This window comes from Pseudomonas sp. GW821-FHT02H09 (genome assembly GCF_059421425.1).
On record NZ_JBWKVA010000003.1, the window covers coordinates 77,841 to 100,161 of the forward strand.

15 protein-coding genes and 1 other RNA gene are annotated in these 22,321 nt (G+C 58.8%); 8 read left to right on the forward strand and 8 right to left on the reverse strand.

The window, feature by feature from the left end; translation table 11 throughout:
* Positions 1 to 231 precede the first annotated feature (231 nt).
* Together AC07VR_RS04900 and AC07VR_RS04905 are read left to right on the forward strand one after the other, a co-directional pair.
* A complete protein-coding gene (locus tag AC07VR_RS04900) occupies positions 232 to 747 on the forward strand; it encodes a hypothetical protein (protein ID WP_495010603.1) in 516 nt (171 codons plus the stop codon).
* A gap of 439 nt (positions 748 to 1,186) precedes the next feature.
* A complete protein-coding gene (locus AC07VR_RS04905) occupies positions 1,187 to 1,828 on the forward strand; it encodes a hypothetical protein (protein ID WP_495010604.1) in 642 nt (213 codons plus the stop codon).
* Positions 1,829 to 2,013: 185 nt separating this feature from the next.
* Here the strand turns inward: AC07VR_RS04905 and ffs are convergent.
* From ffs to AC07VR_RS04935, 6 genes are all read right to left on the reverse strand, one after another.
* An RNA gene (gene ffs, locus AC07VR_RS04910) (signal recognition particle sRNA small type) lies at positions 2,014 to 2,110 on the reverse strand.
* Positions 2,111 to 2,270: 160 nt separating this feature from the next.
* A complete protein-coding gene (locus AC07VR_RS04915; protein WP_495010605.1) occupies positions 2,271 to 3,434 on the reverse strand; it encodes a zinc-binding metallopeptidase family protein in 1,164 nt (387 codons plus the stop codon).
* 164 nt (positions 3,435 to 3,598) lie between these two features.
* Positions 3,599 to 5,956, reverse strand: a complete 2,358-nt coding sequence (gene ligA / locus AC07VR_RS04920) for an NAD-dependent DNA ligase LigA (protein ID WP_495010606.1) — start codon at positions 5,954 to 5,956, stop codon at positions 3,599 to 3,601.
* A 100-nt stretch (positions 5,957 to 6,056) separates the two neighbouring features.
* Entirely contained in the window at positions 6,057 to 6,908 is an 852-nt protein-coding gene (zipA, locus tag AC07VR_RS04925) for a cell division protein ZipA (RefSeq protein WP_494992365.1), read from the reverse strand.
* 258 nt (positions 6,909 to 7,166) lie between these two features.
* Positions 7,167 to 10,655, reverse strand: a complete 3,489-nt coding sequence (gene smc / locus AC07VR_RS04930) for a chromosome segregation protein SMC (protein WP_495010607.1) — start codon at positions 10,653 to 10,655, stop codon at positions 7,167 to 7,169.
* Between the two features lie 2 nt (positions 10,656 to 10,657).
* The gene (locus AC07VR_RS04935; protein ID WP_495010608.1) at positions 10,658 to 11,317 is read right to left on the reverse strand and encodes a GntR family transcriptional regulator; all 660 of its coding nucleotides are present in this window, start codon (positions 11,315 to 11,317) and stop codon (positions 10,658 to 10,660) included.
* Positions 11,318 to 11,599: 282 nt separating this feature from the next.
* On the opposite strand from AC07VR_RS04935, the gene xdhA reads away from it, so the two are divergent.
* The 4 genes from xdhA to guaD all read left to right on the forward strand — a co-directional run bounded on the left by xdhA (position 11,600) and on the right by guaD (position 17,734).
* Positions 11,600 to 13,054 carry a xanthine dehydrogenase small subunit gene (gene xdhA / locus AC07VR_RS04940; protein ID WP_494992368.1) on the forward strand — a complete coding sequence of 485 codons (1,455 nt, stop codon included), beginning with the start codon at positions 11,600 to 11,602 and terminating at the stop codon, positions 13,052 to 13,054.
* Positions 13,047 to 15,446: a xanthine dehydrogenase molybdopterin binding subunit gene (gene xdhB, locus AC07VR_RS04945; RefSeq protein WP_495010609.1), complete on the forward strand. Its 2,400-nt coding sequence runs from the start codon at positions 13,047 to 13,049 to the stop codon at positions 15,444 to 15,446. The genes xdhA and xdhB overlap by 8 nt, the downstream gene beginning before the upstream one ends.
* A gap of 132 nt (positions 15,447 to 15,578) precedes the next feature.
* Positions 15,579 to 16,421, forward strand: coding sequence for a xanthine dehydrogenase accessory protein XdhC (gene xdhC / locus AC07VR_RS04950; RefSeq protein WP_494992370.1), 843 nt, complete (start codon positions 15,579 to 15,581; stop codon positions 16,419 to 16,421).
* 8 nt (positions 16,422 to 16,429) lie between these two features.
* Positions 16,430 to 17,734, forward strand: coding sequence for a guanine deaminase (guaD, locus tag AC07VR_RS04955; RefSeq protein ID WP_494992371.1), 1,305 nt, complete (start codon positions 16,430 to 16,432; stop codon positions 17,732 to 17,734).
* A 139-nt stretch (positions 17,735 to 17,873) separates the two neighbouring features.
* Here guaD and AC07VR_RS04960 read toward each other — a convergent pair whose 3' ends face one another.
* The gene (locus AC07VR_RS04960) at positions 17,874 to 18,638 is read right to left on the reverse strand and encodes a GntR family transcriptional regulator (protein WP_494992372.1); all 765 of its coding nucleotides are present in this window, start codon (positions 18,636 to 18,638) and stop codon (positions 17,874 to 17,876) included.
* A 256-nt stretch (positions 18,639 to 18,894) separates the two neighbouring features.
* On the opposite strand from AC07VR_RS04960, the gene AC07VR_RS04965 reads away from it, so the two are divergent.
* A complete protein-coding gene (locus AC07VR_RS04965; protein ID WP_495010610.1) occupies positions 18,895 to 20,085 on the forward strand; it encodes a benzoate/H(+) symporter BenE family transporter in 1,191 nt (396 codons plus the stop codon).
* A 174-nt stretch (positions 20,086 to 20,259) separates the two neighbouring features.
* On the opposite strand, the gene AC07VR_RS04970 is transcribed toward AC07VR_RS04965, so the two are convergent.
* Positions 20,260 to 20,604 (reverse strand): YggL family protein, encoded by a 345-nt coding sequence (locus AC07VR_RS04970; RefSeq protein ID WP_494992374.1) that lies wholly within the window; start codon positions 20,602 to 20,604, stop codon positions 20,260 to 20,262.
* Positions 20,605 to 20,836: 232 nt separating this feature from the next.
* On the opposite strand from AC07VR_RS04970, the gene dacB reads away from it, so the two are divergent.
* Positions 20,837 to 22,297 (forward strand): D-alanyl-D-alanine carboxypeptidase/D-alanyl-D-alanine endopeptidase, encoded by a 1,461-nt coding sequence (gene dacB, locus AC07VR_RS04975; protein ID WP_494992375.1) that lies wholly within the window; start codon positions 20,837 to 20,839, stop codon positions 22,295 to 22,297.
* Positions 22,298 to 22,321 lie beyond the last annotated feature (24 nt).

Genomic DNA, 22,321 nt, shown 5'->3' on the forward strand with positions numbered 1-22,321 from the left:
CGCCTACCCGTGGCGTAGATCCTGATGAAAGCGTGAAGGTTGCCGCTGAGGACTTCATTGAGGACGCCATGGAAGGTCTTATGAACGTGGTCACGAAGACTTTAGCGCCTGCGGGAGAGGCTCATGCAGTCTTCCCTCAGGGAAGGCCCTCGAAGCTCCTGGGATGATCTGAACTGGATGGATAACAGGTAGATGTGGTATCACCACTGGATCTACCACAAGGAGCGGTACATGAATCCATTTGCATCCACTCAGAACGATATCATCACTCTTGTCAAAGCAGATGGTAGCCGCTTCGGCCCATACAGAACATCCGTTAGCCAGAATGGTTGCACCATTTTCGAGAATGAACTGGATGTAGATGAAGGCGATATAGTAGAACGCGAGCTCCCCGGTAACAAAGTCGAAACCCACACAGTAACAGATGTCCACTATAGCCCCGGCCTAGGCGGTAGTATCCCTCCGCACTGGAAACTGAAGCTGCGAAAGGGACCACCAAAAGAAACCCCTTCGGTGAAACAAACAACCATTCACATAAATAATTCTTCCGGTTTCCAAGTGGGCGATCACAACACCTTACATATCGAACAAGGTGTTGCAGAGCTCATAAAAAAAATTGAGGAAAGTGGAGTCTCTAAGGAAGAGATGGTAGAAGCCAAGAAAGGTGTTGGCGAGATGCTAAAGCATCCTCTAGTAACTTCAATTTTGGGATCAGCTGTTGGCGGTCTCATTAAGCTTCTCGGTTAGCAAACGCCGCCTCCTGGCGAGTCCTTAATAGGATTCATTGAGGGGCTATTTGTCTGAGACACGATAAGCTTTTCTACATAGTTTCTCCCCACCTATAAGAAGGTCAGTTCCTCCCCACCTTTAGAAGAAAGAATCCTAGAAAGAAATACATATAGATAGATAGATAGATAGATAGACCATCCTCAGGAGTTCCCAAGATGAAAGTCTCGGGAGTATCTGAGCTATATCAACTGTGTCCTTCCATGGGATGTGATCAATCAATGATTAACCACCCACACACTGACTGCTGAGATCACTGTATCCAGCCTGCACTGAAATTCCCTTCCAGCCCAACCACCACGGGCACACCCATCGACCCCTTTCTAGAGAATAGAGATTCCCTTGTGGAGTCCTAACGGATGGGCTCATCACATTGATAATCATCAGATCAGGATATTGCATGACAGAACCTCAAGGACGCCTAAAGGACTCCATCACTCCCAACATCAGTCCCTCGATGGTCGGAGAGCGAAGCTCTGAAGGTCTCTTCATCGTTGATGCCCTGACAGGAGAGATCGTTGACCAAGCATTGAACAAGCCAACCGAAACAGTGAAGGTCGCAACGAACGCAGTGGACAAGTACGTGGGGATTGATACCCGATTCCCCTCAGAGGCCAAGGATGTTGCCGAGTTGATTGAAGCGACTGAGGTCCATGACCCATTCCTGAAGAACCTCATGGTGGACTATCAGAAGCTCTTTCAGCTCATGGACCATGGGAAGCCTGTGTCAGAGACGATGGTCTTCCGCTACCTGTGCGAACACCTGACGGCCTGGAACTGCTGGATTGGTAGCATGGACGAACTGGCTAAAGCCTTCCCTCAGCTCTCCCAAAGGTCCCTCTTCAGCATCCTGAAGTGTAGTGGTCTAATGAAACCGGAGGATGGACTCATCAGGAGAACCTCAAAGGGGTCTCGCGGACCATCAATCATCAGGGTCCACCCTTGGTATGCCTTCAGGGGAGCCACTTACATCAGGGACGAGCTGTTAGCCCGCTGGTGCCAGCCAACCTCAAGATTGCTGCAACGCCAACAGGAAAAATGAGCAGACAGCAGGACACGCCCTGAGGAGCTCTCAGAGGGTAAAACAGATAGGGATGCTGACAGATGAGAGTGAGGCCGTTAGGATGGTCTGAGGTGGCCCACTTGGGCGCCCACGCATTGGTCCACTCTAAGGATTTCTCTAGGAATAACTCGTTGCAGATCAACAAGTTAGCGTTAAGGTGGCGACCCCACCAGCCACACCCCGGCACACAATGTCACCGCTGCGGCTGCTCCCTTCCAGGCCTGACCGGGTTCACGGCTGATCGTTGCGGGGGGACCGATGGGGTCACCATAACGACGCTCGCCAGTGGCGAGCCGCGCCATTGTACCGATCTGACAAGAACTTACAACCGTCGGTTTCAGATAAAAAATATGAGCAAGGTCAAGGACCTGCGTTGCTCTGGAAAAGATCGTCCGAACGCGGCCCGAACCTGCGGCAGCGCCTACACCTGCAACACATCATTCGCCCGGCCACCCTCTTGCTGGATGACCAGATGGATAAAGTGCAATTTGGCGATGACCGGCGGTGGCAGGACAAACGGATAGAAATCCGGCTGCCCCATGCTGCGTGACAGCTCATTGAGCATGCCGGCCAATTCGATCCAGGCGTTGATGAAGGACAGGAATGCCGCGCCACCGGGATGCTGCGGGTCGTAGAGTGTCTCGAGCGGGAATGGCTGGTAGTCGAAATCCATCTCCCGGGCGCTCATGCCGAAGCCCAGAGCGGTGTCGACCGCGTCCATCATGTGCAGGTAGTGAGCCCAGGTTTCCGCCCAGTCTTCCCATGGGTGCATGGTGGCGTAGGCGCTGACATAGCCCTGCTGCCAATCGCCCGGCGCGCCGTGCTGGTAATGCCGCTCCAGCGCGTGGACATAGCTGGCGCGCTCGTCACCGAACAGGTTGCGGAATGGTTCGAGCCAGTGACGGCTGGCGATCAGCCGGTCCCAGTAGTAATGCCCCGTTTCATGACGAAAATGCCCGAGCAAGGTGCGATACGGTTCGTGCATTTGCACACGGACCTGTTCCCGATAGACGTCATCCGCCTCTTTGACATCGAGGGTGATCAGGCCGTTGGCGTGGCCGGTGGTCGGCGGTTTTCCTTCAAGATCCATACCGACGAAATCAAAGGAAATACCTATATCTTCATCCTGGGCTTTCGGGATGACCTGCAAACCCAGGCCGAGTAACTGCGCGACGAGGCGACGCTTGGCAGTTTCCACCTTGCGCCAGCGCTCATGATTCTCGGGGATCGACAGGTCGGGAATGGTGCGATTCAGACTACAGGCAACACAGTGAACGCCTGCGCTGTGAGCTGGCAGCAGCCAGTTGCAGGCTGCCGGCGTATCGAGATTGGCGCAGCGGCGCAACAGCCCTGCTTGCGGTTGCGCATCGAGTTGCCAGGTATCCACTTGCGGCCCGGGTTGCAGCGATGACAAGCGCCCCAGTTCCGGCTGATACCCCAGCGCTGCCAGGCAGGCCAGGCATTGACTGTTGCGAAAGAACAGCGACTGTCCGCAGCGACAATGCCAGACCTTACTGTTGCGGCTGCTCTCCCCCATTAAGGGGGCGGTGATGCGTGAGCTCAGCTGTTCGAAGAAGCGGTACATGGCGATCTCTCCCTGGGGCCTGCCAAGACTGGATCATGTTTAGAACCCGATCATTCCCACGCTCTGCGTGGGAATGCCGCCATGGATGCGCAGCAATCGCCTTCGGCTGTGACGCAGAGCGTCACGGGATGCGTTATCACGCGGAGCGTGGGAACGATCAAAAATCACACGGTGATGTTGTGCTTGCCCAGAAACGCGACAAATGCCTCTTCATCCAGCACCTTCAATCCCAGCTCATTGGCCTTGGCCAGTTTGGAGCCGGCACCCGGCCCGGCCACCACGCAATGGGTTTTCGCCGACACCGAGCCTGCCACCTTGGCGCCCAGGCTTTCGAGCTTGTCCTTGGCGATGTCGCGACTCATCAGCTCCAGGGAGCCGGTCAGCACCCAGGTCTGGCCGGCCAGCGGCAGGCCTTCGACGACCTTCTTTTCGCTCTGCCAATGCATGCCAAAGGCTCTGAGCTGCGTCTCGATCTGCAGCGCACGCTCCGCGTGCCCAGGATGATCGAAGAATTCACGCACCGCTTTCGCCTGCTTCTCGGCAAGCGCCTGACGCATGTCCAGCCAGTCGGCCTTGATGACACCTTCGAGCGAACCGAACTTGTCGGCCAGTTTCTGCGCTCCGCCCGGGCCGACCGAAGGAATATGCAACTTGTCGATCAAGCCTCCCAGGGTCGTGCTGGCAGCGAACTCTGCACCCAGCTCACCCTGGTCCTGAATATCCAGGCCACGCGCCAGCAACTGCTCGATCACCGTGGTGTTGTGCTTGTCCTCGAAGAAGCTGTGAATCTCGTAGGCCACTTCCAACCCGACATCCGGCAAGTACGTCAGCACTTCCGGCAATGCTTGCTGAACGCGCTCCAGGGACGCCAGCGAGCGAGCGAGCACCTTGGCGGTCTCTTCGCCGACATCGGGAATACCCAGTGCGTAGATGAAGCGAGCGAGGCCCGGTTTTTTACTGTCGGCGATGGCGCCGAGCAGGTTTTTACTGGACAGCTCGGCGAAGCCTTCAAGGTCGACAATCTGTTCGAAGCTCAAGGTGTAGAGATCCGCCGGCGACGTCACCAGCCCCTCATCCACCAGTTGCTCGACACTCTTTTCGCCCAGACCTTCGATATCCATGGCACGCCGCGAGACGAAATGGATAATTGCCTGCTTGAGCTGTGCTCCACAGGCCAGTCGGCCGACGCAGCGATAGACTGCGCCTTCGCTGACGGTTTCGCGCCCTTTGCTGCGCTTCACAAGCTGCGTGCGCTCGACATGAGAGCCACACACCGGGCAGTGTTCGGGAATCTGCACCGACCGGGCGTTTTCCGGGCGACGTTCGGTAACCACTTGCACCACTTGCGGGATCACGTCACCTGCGCGACGAATGATCACTGTGTCACCGATCATCAGGCCGAGCCGGGCCACTTCATCCATGTTGTGCAACGTGGCATTGGAGACAGTGACGCCTGCGACCTTGACCGGCTTCAAGCGCGCTACGGGAGTCACGGCACCGGTGCGGCCCACCTGGAATTCCACGTCAAGCAGCTCGGTGAGCTCTTCCATCGCCGGAAATTTATGGGCAATAGCCCACCGTGGTTCGCGAGCCCGAAAACCGAGTTCGCGCTGCGACGCCAAGCTGTTGACCTTGAACACCACCCCGTCGATTTCATAGGGCAGCGCATTACGGCGCTCACCGATATCGCGGTAGTAATCCAGGCATTCGTCGATACCCGTGGCCAGTTTCAGTTCGCGACTGACCGGCATGCCCCAGGCTTTCAATTGCAGCAGATTGCCAATATGGGTATCGGCAAACTCGACCGACACCTGTCCGAGGCCGTAGCAACAAAACTCCAATGGACGGCTAGCCGTGATCTTCGAGTCCAGCTGCCGCAGACTGCCGGCAGCGGCGTTGCGTGGATTGGCAAAGGTCTTGCCGCCGACTTCCAGTTGCGTGGCGTTGAGCCGCTCGAAACCGGCCTTTGACATATAGACTTCGCCGCGCACTTCCAGAGTCGCCGGCCAGCCACTGCCTTGCAGCTTCAGCGGGATGTTGCGCACGGTTCGCACATTGACACTGATGTCTTCGCCAGTGGTGCCATCGCCACGGGTCGCGCCACGCACCAGCACGCCATCCTGATACAGCAGGCTGACCGCCAGGCCATCGAGCTTCGGCTCGCAGCTATATTCCACCGCCGCGCCACCACCAAACAAATCGCCGGCTGGCAGGTCGAGGCCTTCGTTCACCCGGCGATCGAACTCGCGCATGTCGGTTTCTTCGAAGGCATTGCCGAGACTGAGCATCGGCACTTCGTGGCGCACCTGAGTGAATGCCAAAAGCGCCGCACTGCCGACTCGCTGGGTCGGCGAGTCACTGGTAACCAGCTCGGGATTCGCCGCTTCCAGCGCCTTGAGTTCATGGAACAGCCGATCGTACTCGGCGTCCGGAATACTCGGCTCGTCGAGGACGTGGTATCGGTAGTTGTGCTGATCCAGCTCAGCGCGCAGTTCCAGGATGCGGTTTTCGACGGCGGTCATGGGTGTTCTCTCATAAAGCAAAAGAGCAGCCGAGGCTGCTCAATCTTCAAAATACGATAGCGTAAGAAGCAAACCCCGTGGCGAGGGGCCTGCTTGGGCCTTAGCGCTTCTGGGTCAGGGCGCGGCGTTCGAATTCGACGATGCGTTGACGGTAGTGCTCGATGGTCTGGGCGGTCAGTACGCTGCGCTGATCGTCCTTGAGTTCGCCATTGAGTTCCTGGGACAGCTTGCGGGCTGCGGCAACCATCACATCGAAAGCCTGCTTTGGATGACGCGGACCTGGCAAACCGAGGAAAAAGCTCACGGCTGGCGTGCTGAAGTGATCGATATCGTCCAGATCGAACACGCCCGGCTTGACCGCGTTCGCCATGGAGAACAGGACTTCGCCATTGCCGGCCATGCTTTCGTGACGGTGGAAGATGTCCATCTCACCAAAACGCAGTCCGCTTTCCAAAATGTTCTGCAACAGCGCCGGACCTTTGAAGCCGCCAGCATCACGGCAGATCACGCTGATCACCAGGACTTCTTCCGCTTGAGGCTGATCTTTTTCTTGAGCCGCACTGGAAGAGCGGGTTTCATTCGGGAAGTCATCGTCACGACTGCTGAAGCTCGGGCCGCCATCCAGGTCGAGGTTGAGATTCAAGTCACCCTGATGCGGTTCACCGCCACGCTTGCCACGCTTGGAACCCGATTCACGGGGTTCACGGGCAGGCATGCTCACCGACGGCAAATCGTGCTCGTCGAGCTGCGGTTCCTTATGGTTATCCAGCACACGCGGCGGGCCCAGCAATTCGGCAGCAGTGTCTTCGTCGGGCAAATTGGACAGGCTCCGGTCCAGACGAAATTTCAGCTTGCCCTTGCCACCGCGCATGCGGCGCCAGCCATCAAAAAGAATACCGGCAATGACCACAATGCCGATGACTATCAGCCACTCGCGCAGACCGATTTCCATGTAATCCCGTGCCTCTATAAAAAATGCTGATGAATAAAGGGCTTAGCAAGCTGCAAACCCCTTTAAAACGTGGCGCCAACTCTATGTTCTGACAGGCGTTTTACCCACGCATACGAAAAATTGACATTAAACTAGCACGACCAAAGATAACTTTACACCGTCTGTCGCAATGGCTTGAGCCAATATGTCGATTGGCCAGCAAGTCGCGGAAAATAAAACCTCCTACAGCCCGTAGAAAATCATATTCCGCACAACGACTTATGCCTCCACCATTGCCATCGCCTCCTCAACATCAACTGCCACAAGGCGTGAACAACCGGGCTCATGCATCGTCACCCCCATCAACTGATCGGCCATTTCCATGGCGATCTTGTTGTGGGTGATATAGATGAATTGCACCGTCTGCGACATCTCTTTCACCAATCGGGCGTAGCGTCCAACGTTAGCGTCATCCAGCGGGGCGTCAACTTCGTCGAGCATGCAGAATGGTGCCGGATTCAATTTGAAGATCGCAAAAACCAGTGCCAGCGCAGTCAGCGCCTTCTCACCACCGGAGAGCAGATGAATGGTGCTGTTCTTCTTTCCGGGTGGACGCGCCATGATCGTTACCCCTGTATCGAGTAGATCTTCGCCCGTCAGTTCCAAATAAGCGCTGCCGCCACCGAAAACTTTTGGAAATAGTGCCTGTAAACCACCATTGATCTGATCAAAGGTATCTTTAAAGCGATTGCGGGTTTCCTTGTCGATCTTGCGAATCACGTTTTCCAGTGTATCGAGGGCTTCGACCAGATCGGTATCCTGAGCATCCAGATAACGCTTGCGCTCGGACTGCTGCTGGTACTCGTCGATGGCCGCGAGGTTGATCGCGCCCAGTCGCTGAATTCGCGCAGCAATACGTTCAAGTTCTTCTTCGGCTTCTTTTTCGTTGGCTTCTGCCACCAGTGTGGCGAGCACTCCGTGCAAGTCGTAGCCATCTTCGAGCAATTGATCCTGCAAGGTCTTGCGGCGCACGGTCAGAGCCTGCCATTCCATGCGCTGCTGCTCGAGCTGACCGCGGATCAACTGCGATTGCTGCTCGGCCTGGCTGCGGCGCTTCTCGGCGTCACGCAATTCGCGGTCGGCATCTTCCAGGGCGATCTGCGCGGTCCTCAGCTCTTCGTCGACGCTCAGGCGCTTGTCGAGCAACTCTTCAAGCTTGAGCCGCAACTCTTCCAGCGGCGCTTCGCCCTCCTCCAGATTAAGGCTGAGCTGTTCGCGCTTTTCGGTCAGACGCTCGGATTGCAATTCCAGCCGCTCCAGCGCCTGACGGGTTGAATCGTACTGCGCCTTGAGCGAGCCCAGACGCACCGCCAATTGGTGCGCGTGGTCTTTATGCTGGCGGGCTTCCTGGCGCACTCGGTCGAGACGCTCACGCAAGCTGTCGCGTTGAGCCAGCAGCAACTCGCGCTGCTCGGTGTCGACCGCCATGCTGTCCAGAGCGTCCTGCAATTGCAGACGCGCCTCGCCAACCTGTTCATGCTCCAGAGCGCGCTGTTCGCCCAGCTCACCGAGTTCTTCATCAAGTCGAGTGCGGCGTAACGTCAACTGCTCGGCCTTGGCTTTACCGGCGGACAGCTGAGCTTTCAATTCGCCCTGCTGGCGCGCTTCGTCCTGCAGCAAACGGCGCAGGTGTTCGCGACCGCCCTCTTGCTGACGTTGCTGGGCGCGCAGGTTTTGCAATGTGGTTTCCAGGGTTTGCACTGTGGCTTCGCGCTCTTCGCGTTCAAGCCCCAGACGCTGGATTTCCTGTCCGCGCGCCAACATGCCGCTCTCGGCTTCACTGGCGCGGCGTACCCGCAAAAAGTGCCGCCCAACCCAGTAGCCGTCACGGCTGATCAGGCTTTCGCCGCTCGACAACTGGCCGCGCAGCGTCAACGCCTGTTCAAGGCTGTCCACCGGTTTGACCTGCCCCAGCCACGGCGACAGATCGATCAGCGCCTCAACCTTGTCGAGCAGACTGCCGGGGATCCGCACACTGTCGCTGGCCGGGCTGAGCAAGCGTAGATCGCCCTGGACAAACCCGGACAGATCGAAACCGGCAAAATCGTCGACCAGCACCGCTTGCAGATCGGCACCGAGCACGGTTTCCACCGCCAGCTCCCAACCCGCCTCTACTTTCAAGCCTTCGGCCAGGCGCGGACGCTCGGCCAGATGTTGTTCGCGCAACCACTCGGCGGCGCCGGTGCCCGGATCAAGCGCTGCTTGCTGCAACGCCTCCAGCGAAGCCAGACGGCCGTTAAGTCGTTGCAAGTCGCCCTGCGCCTGCTGCTGGTTTTGCAGAGCCAGTTGCAGCGCTTGACGCAATTGCTCAAGCCGCTCGACCTGCGCTTCTTCGCTGGCCTGCAACTCTTCGAGTGTTGCCTGGCTGGCGGCGAGCTGTTCGCTGAGGTCGAGTATCGCCGCATCTTCCGGGTCCGCCGACAGCAAGTCACGCTCCTCGGCCAAGCGACGTTGACGATCGGCCAGGCGCTCCATGCTGGTTTCCAGCTGCTGGATCCGCGACTGCTGCACTTCGGCCTGGCGACGCGGCTCGGCGGAGCGCAGGTTGAAACTGTCCCACTGCTCCTGCCAGCCATGCATGGTGGTTTCCGACTCTTCCAACGTAGCGGCGGCTTCTTCAGCGGCGGCACTGGTCACTTCCTGCTCGGGCTCGAGCATCTGCAGCTCTTCGCCCAGGGTCGCCAGCAAGGTGCGGTCGTGGCCCAGATGGGACTCGGTTTCCAGCCGCGAACGCTCGGCTTCGCGCAAGTCGTCCTGCAACTGACGCAAACGTTGTTGGCCGTGCTGAATGCTTTGCTCGACCCGAGCGATGTCGCCGCCGACCGAATAGAAACGCCCTTGCACCAGATTGAAGCGCTCGGAGAGGTCGTGATGGCCGTCGCGCAGTCGCTCGATGCTGGCATCGGCGTTGCGCTGTTCGGCAACCAGGGCTTCGAAACTGATTTCCTGGGTGCCGATAATCGATTCGCGCTGCCCCACCTGCTCGTTCAACGCCTGCCAGCGCAACGCTGACAGTTGAGCCTTGAGCTGACGCTCTTCGCCTTTATATTCCTGATACTTCTCGGCGGCCTGAGCCTGACGGTGCAAACGCTCGAGCTGACGTTCCAGCTCGTCACGCAGGTCGGTCAGGCGGGCGAGGTTTTCGTGAGTGCGGCGGATGCGGTTTTCGGTTTCGCGCCGGCGCTCCTTGTATTTGGAGATCCCCGCCGCTTCTTCGATGAAATTGCGCAGATCCTCGGGCTTGGCCTCGATCAGCTTGGAGATCATCCCCTGCTCGATGATCGAGTAGCTGCGCGGACCCAGGCCGGTGCCAAGGAAGATATCGGTGATGTCTCGACGGCGGCATTTGGCGCCATTGAGGAAGTAGCTGTTCTGGCTGTCGCGGGTGACTTTGCGGCGGATGGAAATCTCCGCATACGCCGCGTATTCCCCGACCAGCGTGCTGTCGGAGTTATCGAAGACCAGTTCGATGCTGGCCTGGCTGACGGGCTTGCGACTGGTGGAGCCGTTGAAGATGACGTCGGTCATCGACTCGCCACGCAGGTTTTTTGCCGAGCTCTCGCCCATCACCCAGCGCACGGCGTCGATGATGTTCGACTTGCCGCAACCGTTGGGCCCGACCACCGCCGCCATGTTACTGGGGAAGTTCACCGTGGTCGGGTCGACGAATGATTTGAACCCCGCCAGTTTGATGCACTTGAGCCGCACGTTCAGGCAACCGTCAACGCTGACAGCACCAGATCGCAACTACGCTGGGCATAAGCCGAGAGCACTACGCGAATCTGCGGCAAGTCACGGGCCAGCACGGCAGCCAGCAGTTGCTCGAACAGGTCCAGGAACCCGCTCATCTCAGCCTTGCGTTGTTCCAGCGCGAGGAAATACGCGCGGCTCATGGCCGGCTGCAGATTTTCGACAGTTTCCTGCAAATACGGGTTATTGGCGAAGGGGTACGCAGCACGCATCACATTGAAGCTGTCTTCGACAAACGTGCGGATGTCCTGACGTTCGTAACTGTCGACCAGCCGCTGCTGGATTTGCAGGAACGGCGCCATATCAGCCTGAACCGCCCAACCGTTGGCAACCGAATTGCCAAGCAGGATGTACAGCTCGCTCATTAGCGTGCACAGGCTCTGCACCTTGTGTCCGGTGAGTTCGGTCACGTGGGCGCCGCGACGCGGCAGGATCGCAACCAGGTGGCGGCGCTCGAGGATCAGCAACGCTTCGCGCACCGATCCGCGGCTGACATTGAGGGCCTGCGTAACCTTCTGTTCCTGGATGCGCTCCCCGGGCTTGAGATCCCCGCGAATGATACGTTCGGCGAGGTAGTGGGCGATTTGCTCGGCGAGGCTGTCCGGCGCCTTGAACGTCATGGTTTTCCTTCAAAATCTTCGATCGGTACAAGCGGCGCAGTGTAGCGCAATTGCCAGGTCATGGCGCAGGGCGCTGAATGGTAATGACCAGGGCGCTGAATCTGGCACGAAATAAGCTAAAAGCACCGTACCCCGGGAGGGTCAATAATGATTGGAGGGGTCGTTAATCGGTAAAACAGTATTTCCTGACCTTTAAGTCAGAAAATCATTGACCGAAAAGTCAGACATGACTAAATTCGGTACAAATCGGTTAACAACAATAATGAGTCTGCGAGGCCTTCCGTGATCCAGTTTTTACTAAACCAGGAACTCCGTAGCGAGCACTCCCTGGACCCGAACCTGACCGTGCTCAATTATCTGCGCGAGCACGTCGGCAAACCCGGCACAAAAGAAGGTTGCGCCAGCGGTGATTGTGGCGCCTGCACCGTGGTCGTCGGCGAGTTGCAGACGCAAGACGACGGCCGCGAGCACATTCGCTATCGCAGCCTCAACTCGTGCCTGACCTTCGTATCGTCGCTGCATGGCAAACAGCTGATCAGCGTTGAAGACCTCAAACACCAGGGTCAGCTTCACAGCGTGCAAAAAGCCATGGTCGAGTGCCACGGTTCGCAATGCGGTTTCTGCACGCCCGGCTTTGTCATGTCATTGTTCGCGCTGCAAAAGAACAGTGATCAGCCGGACTCCCATAAAGCCCACGAAGCGCTGGCAGGCAACCTCTGTCGTTGCACCGGCTATCGACCGATTCTCGCCGCTGCCGAACAGGCTTGCTGCGGCAAGCCGAGCGACCAATTCGATGCCCGCGAAGCCGAAACCATTGCACGCCTGAAAGCCATCGCGCCGACCGAAACCGGCGAACTCAACAGCGGCGATAAACGTTGCCTGGTGCCCTTGACCGTCGCTGATCTGGCCGACCTTTACGATGCCTACCCGCAAGCACGCTTGCTGGCCGGTGGTACCGACCTGGCGCTGGAGGTGACACAGTTCCACCGTGCCTTGCCAGTGATGATCTATGTCGGCAACGTCGCCGAAATGAAGCGCGTCGAACGCTTTGACGATCGCCTGGAAATCGGCGCCGCCACCTCGCTGTCCGATTGCTATGAAGCACTCAAGGCCGAGTACCCGGACTTCGGCGAACTGCTGCAACGCTTCGCCTCGCTGCAAATCCGCAACCAGGGCACGCTGGGCGGCAACATCGGCAACGCCTCACCGATCGGTGACTCGCCACCGCTGCTGATCGCCCTCGGCGCGCAAATTGTTTTGTGCAAAGGCCAAACCCGCCGCACGCTGATGCTGGAAGACTATTTCATCGATTACCGGGTGACCGCGCGCCAGGAAAGCGAGTTCATCGAAAAGATCATCGTGCCCCGCGCCACAACCCAACAGATGTTCCGCGCCTACAAGGTTTCCAAGCGCCTGGACGACGATATCTCTGCGGTCTGCGCGGCATTCAATCTGCGCATTGAAAATGGCGTGGTCGCTGACGCCCGCGTCGCTTTCGGCGGCATGGCCGCAACGCCAAAACGCGCCAAAAGCTGTGAAGCCGCCCTGCTCGGCTCGCCGTGGAACTCAACTACCGTCGAACGCGCCTGCGTCGCTTTGGGCGAGGACTTCACGCCGCTTTCGGACTTCCGCGCGAGCAAGGAATACCGCCTGCTCAGCGCGCAAAACCTGCTGCGCAAATACTTTATCGAACTGCAAACACCGCACATCGAGACTCGGGTGACCGCTTATGTCTAATCATCACGCCGTAGAAAAGACTCAGGCTGAACTCGCCGAACTGTTTGCCCAGGACCTGACCACCGGTGTCGGCCGCAGCGTCAAGCACGATAGCGCGGACAAACATGTGTCCGGTGAGGCGGTGTACATCGACGACCGCCTGGAGTTCCCGAATCAGCTGCACCTGTACGCGCGGCTGTCCGACCGTGCCCACGCGAAAATCATCAGCATCGACACCGCGCCGTGCTACGCCTTTGAAGGCGTGCGCATCGTCATCACCCATGAAGATGTGCCAGGCCTTAAAGACATCGGGCCGCTGCTGCCCGGCGACCCGTTGCTGGCCATCGATGATGTGCAGTTCGTCGGCCAGGTGGTACTGGCTGTAGCGGCCAGAGATCTGGAAACCGCGCGCAAAGCGGCCATGGCCGCGATCATCGAATATGAAGATCTGGAGCCCGTGCTTGACGTGGTCGAAGCGCTGCGCAAACGCCATTTTGTGCTCGATAGCCATACCCATCAGCGGGGCGATTCGGCAACCGCACTCTCTACCGCAGAGCATCGCATCCAGGGCACGCTGCACATCGGCGGCCAGGAACACTTCTATCTGGAAACCCAGGTCTCTTCGGTAATGCCCACCGAAGACGGCGGCATGATTGTTTACTGCTCGACCCAGAACCCCACCGAAGTGCAGAAACTGGTGGCGGAAGTGCTCGACGTATCGATGAACAAAATCGTCGTCGACATGCGCCGCATGGGCGGTGGTTTCGGCGGCAAGGAAACCCAGGCGGCGAGCCCGGCATGCCTCTGCGCCGTGGTTGCGCACCTGACCGGCCAGCCGACCAAAATGCGTCTGCCGCGGGTCGAAGACATGCTGATGACCGGCAAGCGTCATCCGTTCTACATCGAGTACGACGTCGGCTTCGACAGCACTGGCCGCTTACATGGCATTCAACTGGAACTGGCGGGTAACTGCGGCTGCTCGCCGGACCTTTCGGCGTCGATCGTCGACCGCGCAATGTTCCACGCCGACAACTCCTACTACCTGGGCGATGCGACCATCAACGGTCACCGCTGCAAGACCAATATAGCGTCGAACACCGCCTATCGGGGCTTTGGCGGCCCGCAAGGCATGGTCGCCATCGAAGAAGTGATGGACGCCATCGCCCGCCATCTGGCCCTCGATCCTCTGGCGGTGCGCAAGGCCAACTACTATGGCAAGACCGAGCGCAACGTCACCCATTACTACCAGACCGTCGAGCACAACATGCTCGAGGAAATGACCGCTGAACTTGAACAAAGCAGTCAGTACGCCGAGCGGCGTGAAGCGATCCGTCGCTACAACGCCAACAGCCCGATTTTGAAAAAAGGTCTGGCGCTGACACCGGTGAAATTCGGTATTTCCTTCACCGCCAGCTTCCTCAACCAGGCAGGCGCGCTGATCCATATCTACACCGACGGCAGCATCCATTTGAACCACGGCGGCACGGAGATGGGCCAGGGTTTGAACGTCAAAGTCGCGCAGGTTGTGGCCCAGGTGTTCCAGGTCGAGATTGATCGGGTGCAGATCACCGCAACCAATACCGACAAGGTTCCGAACACCTCGCCGACTGCCGCCTCCAGTGGCGCCGACCTGAACGGCAAGGCCGCACAGAACGCCGCTGAAATCATCAAGCAGCGCTTGGTGGAGTTTGCCGCACGCCAATACAAAGTCAGCGAAGAAGACGTTGAATTCCACAACGGCCACGTACGGGTGCGCGATCACATCCTGACCTTCGAAGCGCTGGTCCAGCAGGCGTATTTCGCTCAAGTGTCGTTGTCCAGCACCGGCTTCTACAAGACCCCGAAAATCTATTACGACCGCAGTCAGGCCCGTGGTCGGCCGTTCTACTATTTCGCCTACGGTGCGGCCTGTACCGAAGTGATCGTCGACACCCTGACCGGCGAATACAAGATGCTGCGTACTGACATCCTCCACGACGTCGGCGCCTCGCTGAACCCGGCCATCGATATCGGTCAGGTCGAGGGTGGCTTCATTCAGGGCATGGGCTGGCTGACCATGGAAGAGCTGGTGTGGAATGCCAAGGGCAAACTGATGACCAACGGCCCGGCCAGCTACAAGATCCCGGCGGTCGCGGACATGCCGTTGGACCTGCGAGTGAAACTGGTGGAAAACCGCAAGAATCCGGAAGACACCGTGTTCCACTCCAAGGCCGTCGGCGAACCGCCGTTCATGCTCGGCATCTCCGTCTGGTGCGCGATCAAGGATGCGGTGGCAAGCCTGGGCGATTACCGTCACCAGCCAAAAATCGACGCACCGGCGACCCCGGAGCGGGTGTTATGGGGCTGTGAGCAGATGCGCCAGTTGAAGGCGGCGAAAGCCGTGGAAGCCGAGGCTGAACTGGCTTCTTCGTGATGATCGTTGATCGTTCCCACGCTCTGCGTGGGAATGCAGCCTGTGACGCTCTGCGTCACATTTCAAGAGCGGACGCGGAGCGTCCAGAGATGCATTCCCACGCAGAGCGTGGGAACGATCTGTGAGGTGTGTATGTACAACTGGATCAGCGCACTCGCCGACCTGCAGAACCAGGGCGAACCCTGCGTGTTGGTGACCATCATCGAAGAGCTCGGCTCGACACCGCGTAATGCCGGTTCGAAGATGGTCGTCAGTGCTACGCAGGCTTTCGATACCATCGGCGGCGGGCACCTGGAATACAAGGCAATGCAGGTCGCCCGGGAAATGCTTGCCAGCGGCAAACAGGACACCCACCTGGAGCGCTTCACCCTGGGCGCAAGCCTTGGCCAGTGCTGCGGCGGCGTGACCGTGTTGCTGTTCGAACCGATGGGCCAGGTCCAGGCGCAGATCGCGGTCTTCGGCGCCGGCCATGTTGGTCGGGCGCTGGTACCGCTACTGGCCAGCCTGCCCTGCCGGGTGCGCTGGATCGACTCACGGGAGCAGGAGTTCCCCGAACAAATCCCTCATGGCGTGCTCAAGATCGTCAGCGAAGAGCCGGTGGATGAAATCGACAATCTGCCCGCCGGCAGCTACTGCATCGTCATGACCCATAACCATCAGCTCGATCTGGAATTGACCGCCGCGATCCTCAAGCGCAACGACTTCGCCTACTTCGGCCTGATCGGCTCGAAAACCAAACGGGTCAAGTTCGAACATCGCCTGCGTGACCGCGGTTTCGACAACGCGCTGCTGCAACGCATGCGCTGCCCGATGGGTATCGGCGAAGTCAAAGGCAAGCTGCCTGTGGAAATCGCCATCTCCATCGCCGGCGAAATCATCGCCACCTATAACGCAAATTTCGGCCAGCACACCGCGAAAGCCGAACCCATTGCAAAACTGCTGCCTGCCTCACGCCGCAGCCAAGCCACGAACTGAGAAATCCCATGCCTTTGACTCGCAAAGCCTACCGCGCGGCCATCCTGCACAGTATCGCCGACCCTGCCGTGGTTGGTATCGAAGCCTCTTACGAGTATTTCGAGGACGGCTTGTTGGTGACTGAAAACGGCCAGATCAGCGCCATCGGCCATGCCAGCGAACTACTCGCCAGGCTGCCAGCCGATATCGATGTCACCCATTATCAGGATGCGCTGATCACTCCCGGTTTCATCGATACCCACATCCATTTGCCGCAGACCGGCATGGTCGGTGCCTACGGTGAGCAACTGCTGGACTGGCTCAACACCTACACCTTCCCGTGCGAAAGCCAGTTCGCCGATAAAGCCCACGCCGAAGAAGTCGCGGACATATTCATCAAGGAACTGCTGCGCAACGGCACCACCACCGCGCTGGTATTCGGCAGTGTGCACCCGCAATCGGTGACTTCGTTCTTCCAGGCTGCCGAGCAGCTGAACCTGCGGATGATCGCCGGCAAGGTGATGATGGACCGCAACGCGCCGGACTACCTGACCGACACCGCCGAATCCGGCTACCTCGAAAGCAAAGCGCTGATCGAACGCTGGCACGGCAAGGGCCGCCTGCACTACGCGGTGACCCCGCGCTTCGCGCCAACCAGCACCCCGGAGCAACTGACGCTGGCCGGGCAATTGCTCAGCGAATACCCCGACCTGTACATGCAGACGCACATCAGCGAAAACCTGCAGGAAGTGCAATGGGTCAAGGAATTGTTCCCGCAGCGCAGCGGCTACCTGGACGTGTACGACCACTACAAGCTGCTGGGCGAACGCTCGGTGTTCGCCCACGGCGTGCATCTGTGCGACGACGAATGCGCGCGTCTGGCCGAAACCGGTTCGGCAATCGCCTTCTGCCCGACTTCGAACTTCTTCCTCGGCAGCGGCCTGTTCAACCTGCCGATGGCCGAGAAGCACAAGTTGAATGTCGGACTGGGGACGGATGTCGGCGGCGGCACCAGTTTCTCGTTGCTGCAAACCCTGAACGAAGCGTACAAGGTCATGCAATTGCAGGGTGCACGTCTGAGCCCGTTCAAATCGTTGTACCTGGCCACCCTCGGCGGTGCTCGGGCACTGCGTCTGGAAGACAAAATCGGCACGCTGCAACCGGGTACCGACGCCGACTTCCTGGTACTCGACTACAACGCCACGCCGTTGCTCAGCTATCGCCTGAAACAGGCCAGTAACATCGCCGAGACGTTGTTTGTATTGATGACGCTAGGGGATGACCGGACGGTATTGCAGACCTATGCGGCAGGGAATCTGGTGCATCAGCGCTAGATTTTCCGGACATTGATCGTTCCCATGCTCTGCGTGGGAATGCAGCCCGTGACGCTCTGCGTCACTGGACGCGGAGCGTCCCTGGAGGCGGAGCGTCCCTGGAGGCGTTCCCACGCGGAGCGTGGGAACGATCAAAGATTCAAATCTTCGCCGCGGAACGCCCTGGTTTCTTGATCTGCAACAGATGCGAGAACACTGCGTGCAAGTCGTCCGAGGCGCCTTCTTCGTCGAGGTTGAGCTTGCTGTCGATGTGATCCATGTGATGCATCATCAGGTCCACCGCAAGCGTCGCGTCGCGAGCCTCGATGGCATCGATCAATTGAGTGTGCTCATCGTAGGAGCAGTGCGAGCGGTTGCCGCTTTCGTACTGGGCGATGATCAATGAAGTCTGGGACACCAGGCTGCGCTGGAAGCTGATCAGCGGTGCATTCTTCGCCGCTTCAGCCAGTTTCAAGTGGAACTCGCCGGAAAGCCGGATACCCGCCCCGCGATCGCCACGCGAGAAGCTGTCGCGCTCCTCGTTGACCATCTGCCGCAGCTCGGTCAATTGCTCGGCCGTCGCATGCTGCACCGCCAGCTCGGTAATCGCCCGCTCGACCAAACGTCGTGCAAGGAATACCTGACGGGCTTCCTCGACGCTCGGGCTGGCGACCACCGCACCGCGATTGGGCCGCAACAACACCACGCCTTCATGGGCCAGACGCGACAAGGCGCGGCGGATGATGGTGCGACTGACCCCGAAAATTTCCCCCAGCGCTTCTTCGCTCAACTTGGTGCCGGGCGCCAGACGCTGTTCGAGGATAGCCTCGAAGATATGTGCGTAGACAATATCGTCCTGGGTTCCGCTGCGGCCGGCCTTGCCTGCGCGCGGTTGTTTCTTGAGGGGTTGCAACTGTTCGTTCATGGGCGCTCGAGTGAGGAAAACTGCGGCGAATTAACCGTGACTGTAATACGACACGGCGGGTCGCGGGCAAGTATCGCGTAAAAAACATGGCACATTGTACACAACCGGCTGTGCTAACACGACTGTACGGCAGTTTACGCCCGCGGCTGTATTGCAATGATCAGATACGTTTGAGTTTAGGCTTGAACATAGAATCTGCGGCAGCTCCTGCGCTCTGGCCACGGATCATCTCGACCAAAACAAGGAACACCGCTCCATGAACGACGCCACTCAAGCGCAGTTACGCCCGTTGGCCGACACTTCGCCGTCAGCCATCGTCGCTGGCTTCATCGCGATGATGACCGGCTACACCAGCTCGCTGGTGCTGATGTTTCAGGCTGGCCAGGCGGCCGGACTGACCAGCGGACAGATCTCGTCCTGGATCTGGGCGATCTCGATCGGCATGGCGGTGTGCAGCATCGGTCTGTCCCTGCGCTATCGCACCCCCATCACCATCGCCTGGTCGACCCCGGGCGCGGCGCTGTTGATCACCAGCCTGGGCGGCGTGACCTACGGCGAAGCCATTGGCGCCTATATAACCTGTGCGGTGCTGGTGACCATCTGCGGGCTGACCGGGAGTTTCGAACGCTTGGTCAAGCGTATTCCCGCCTCGCTGGCCGCGGCGTTGCTGGCCGGGATTCTGTTCAAGATCGGCAGCGAAATTTTCGTCGCCGCGCAACACCGCACGGCACTGGTGCTGGGCATGTTTTTCACCTATCTGGTCATCAAGCGCCTGTCGCCCCGCTATGCGGTGCTTGCCGCGTTACTGATCGGCACTGCGCTCTCCAGCCTGATGGGGCTGCTGGACTTCAGCGGCTTCAGCCTTGAGGCCGCCACGCCGATCTGGACCACGCCGCACTTTTCCCTGGCTGCGACCATCAGCATTGGCATTCCACTCTTCGTAGTGGCGATGACCTCGCAGAACATGCCGGGCATCGCCGTGCTGCGCGCCGACGGTTACAACGTGCCAGCGTCGCCACTGATCACCACCACCGGCATTGCTTCACTGCTGCTGGCCCCGTTCGGCTCCCACGGCATCAACCTCGCGGCGATCAGCGCCGCCATTTGCACCGGGCCGCATGCCCATGAAGACCGCAACAAGCGCTACACCGCTGCGGTCTGGTGCGGAATTTTCTACGGGATTGCCGGGGTATTCGGCGCCACACTGGCGGCGCTGTTCGCTGCGTTGCCGAAAGAACTGGTGCTGTCGATTGCCGCCCTGGCCTTGTTCGGCTCGATCATCAACGGCCTGAGCATCGCCATGTACGAAGTGAAAGAACGCGAAGCAGCGCTGATAACCTTCATGGTCACCGCATCGGGACTGACGCTGTTTTCGATTGGTTCGGCGTTCTGGGGGATTGTGGCGGGGGTGTTGACGCTGGTGATTCTGAACTGGCGTAGGGCGTAGCAGCTGGCGAAGCCTGCGTTCGGCCGCGCAGCAGTCGCAATATGGATGTCGCGGTCATTCTGAATAAATGCGCAAACTGATTTTACGACCGCTTCGCGGCCGAACGCAGCCTGGCGGCAGCTGCTACAGAGCAGTATCGAATCAGCGGCCCGGGCGGGCCGCTGATCCATGACATCAGGCTACCGGATTGATTGGTTTTTCCGGGTACCAGACGTCCAGCAGCGGGCTGACTTCAACGCTGGTCAGCTCGGTGCGGGCTTTGAGCCAGGATTCAACCGTGGCGCGTTGCTCTTCGCTGACCGAACCGCGCTTGATCAGGCAAACCAGACCGTAGTCATCGCCGCCAACATAGCCGAGGCCGTTGGCTTCCATCGCTTGATTCAGGAACGCGTCGAGGAAAGCGTCAATAGCTTCATCAGCCAAATCTTCTTTGAAATCCAGGTTCAGCTCGAAACCCAGCTCTTGAAATTCATCGACGCACAGTTTTTTGCGCAGACGCTGGGAACGGTTAGTCGCCATGGAACAATCCTCATAAGTAATAACGGGCGGCACTTTAGCAGTTTAAGCCGCCGATTGCCTGACTCTCTGGGGGCTTGGGCCTACCGCTGGTAAAAAAATAGCGAATTAGGGGGGCAGCCTAAGGCACAAGCCACTCCACCTTGGGGCATAATGCCGACACTTTCATGACCACTGAGGGAATTTATCAACATGCCCTCATCTTTTTCCCCTCGGCTGTAGGGTTTTACTTCACATGATCAAATCTTTGCGTCCATTGCTGCTTGCCAGTCTTCTTTTGCCCCTGGCGCTCCCTGTTTCTGCTGCCCCGATCAATACCGCCCTGTCACCCAACGTTGAAAAGGCCCTCAAGGCCAGCAAGTTGCAGGACAGCGCCTTGTCCCTGGTGATGATCCCGCTCAACGGCCCCGGCACCCCGACCATCTTCAATGCCGACGTCTCGGTCAACCCGGCATCGACCATGAAGCTGGTCACCACCTATGCCGCCCTGGAAATGCTCGGTCCGAACCACCAGTGGAAGACTGAGTTCTACACCGACGGCACCCTCAGTGGCGGCATCCTCAACGGTAACCTGTACCTCAAGGGTGGCGGCGATCCGAAGCTGAACATGGAAAAACTCTGGCTGCTGATGCGTGACCTGCGGGCCAATGGCGTGCAGCAAGTCACCGGCGATCTGGTGCTGGACCGCAACTTCTTCGTACAACCGCAATTGCCGGAGTTCAATGACGACGGCAATGACGAGAACAAACCGTTTCTGGTCAAACCCGATTCATTGATGGTCAACCTCAAGGCGTTGCGCTTTGTCGCTCGCAATGACTCGGGCAAGGTACTGATTTCCGTCGAACCGCCAATCGCCAGCATTCAAATCGACAATCAGGTCAAAGCCATCAACTCCAAGCAGTGCACCGGTAACGTGCGCTACAACCCGGTAACCCGGGCCGACGGCGGCGTGAACGTGACAGTCAACGGCCAGCTGGGCGACGGCTGCAGTTCGCAGACCTACCTGTCTCTGCTCGACCACGCGACCTACACCGCCGGTGCCGTGCGGGCGATTTGGCAGGAATTGGGCGGCAGCATTCAGGGCAAGGATCGTCTGGCCGCCGTGCCTAAAGATGCCAAGGTTCTGGCCCGGGCGTTCTCGCCGGATCTGGCAGAGATCATCCGCGACATCAACAAATACAGTAACAACACCATGGCCCAGCAACTGTTCCTCAGCCTCGGCGCTCAATACCGCAACGATGCCGACGCAGATGACGCCAAAGCCGCCCAACGCGTAGTTCGCCAGTGGCTGGTGAAGAAAGGCATCACTGCGCCGCATCTGGTCATGGAGAACGGTTCCGGCCTGTCTCGCGCCGAACGGGTCAGCGCCCGGGAAATGGGCGCACTGCTGCAGGCGGCCTGGAGAAGCCCTTACTCGGCCGAGTTCATCAGTTCGATGCCGATTGCCGGCACGGACGGCACCATGCGCAAACGCCTGAAACGCACAGCCATGGCCGGTGAAGCGCATATCAAGACCGGCACCCTGAATACCGTACGCGCCATCGCCGGCTTCAGCCGTGACAGCAACGGTAACACCTGGGCAGTGGTGGCGATCCTCAATGATCCGAAACCATTTGGCGCGTCCTCGGTGCTCGATCAGGTACTGCTGGATCTTTACCGTCAGCCGAAATCGGCGGCGACGGCTTCGGCGCTGTAATCCTCAAAACCATTGCTGATCGTT

Coding starts and splice junctions, on each gene's coding strand:
- dacB (WP_494992375.1), top strand. CDS start 20,837: ATGATCAAATCTTTGCGTCCATTGCTGCTTGCCAGTCTTCTTTTGCCC.
- xdhB (WP_495010609.1), top strand. CDS start 13,047: ATGTCTAATCATCACGCCGTAGAAAAGACTCAGGCTGAACTCGCCGAA.
- AC07VR_RS04935 (WP_495010608.1), bottom strand. CDS start 11,317: ATGACGTTCAAGGCGCCGGACAGCCTCGCCGAGCAAATCGCCCACTAC.
- AC07VR_RS04970 (WP_494992374.1), bottom strand. CDS start 20,604: ATGGCGACTAACCGTTCCCAGCGTCTGCGCAAAAAACTGTGCGTCGAT.
- guaD (WP_494992371.1), top strand. CDS start 16,430: ATGCCTTTGACTCGCAAAGCCTACCGCGCGGCCATCCTGCACAGTATC.
- AC07VR_RS04905 (WP_495010604.1), top strand. CDS start 1,187: ATGACAGAACCTCAAGGACGCCTAAAGGACTCCATCACTCCCAACATC.
- AC07VR_RS04965 (WP_495010610.1), top strand. CDS start 18,895: ATGAACGACGCCACTCAAGCGCAGTTACGCCCGTTGGCCGACACTTCG.
- AC07VR_RS04915 (WP_495010605.1), bottom strand. CDS start 3,434: ATGTACCGCTTCTTCGAACAGCTGAGCTCACGCATCACCGCCCCCTTA.
- xdhC (WP_494992370.1), top strand. CDS start 15,579: ATGTACAACTGGATCAGCGCACTCGCCGACCTGCAGAACCAGGGCGAA.
- AC07VR_RS04900 (WP_495010603.1), top strand. CDS start 232: ATGAATCCATTTGCATCCACTCAGAACGATATCATCACTCTTGTCAAA.
- ligA (WP_495010606.1), bottom strand. CDS start 5,956: ATGACCGCCGTCGAAAACCGCATCCTGGAACTGCGCGCTGAGCTGGAT.
- zipA (WP_494992365.1), bottom strand. CDS start 6,908: ATGGAAATCGGTCTGCGCGAGTGGCTGATAGTCATCGGCATTGTGGTC.
- AC07VR_RS04960 (WP_494992372.1), bottom strand. CDS start 18,638: ATGAACGAACAGTTGCAACCCCTCAAGAAACAACCGCGCGCAGGCAAG.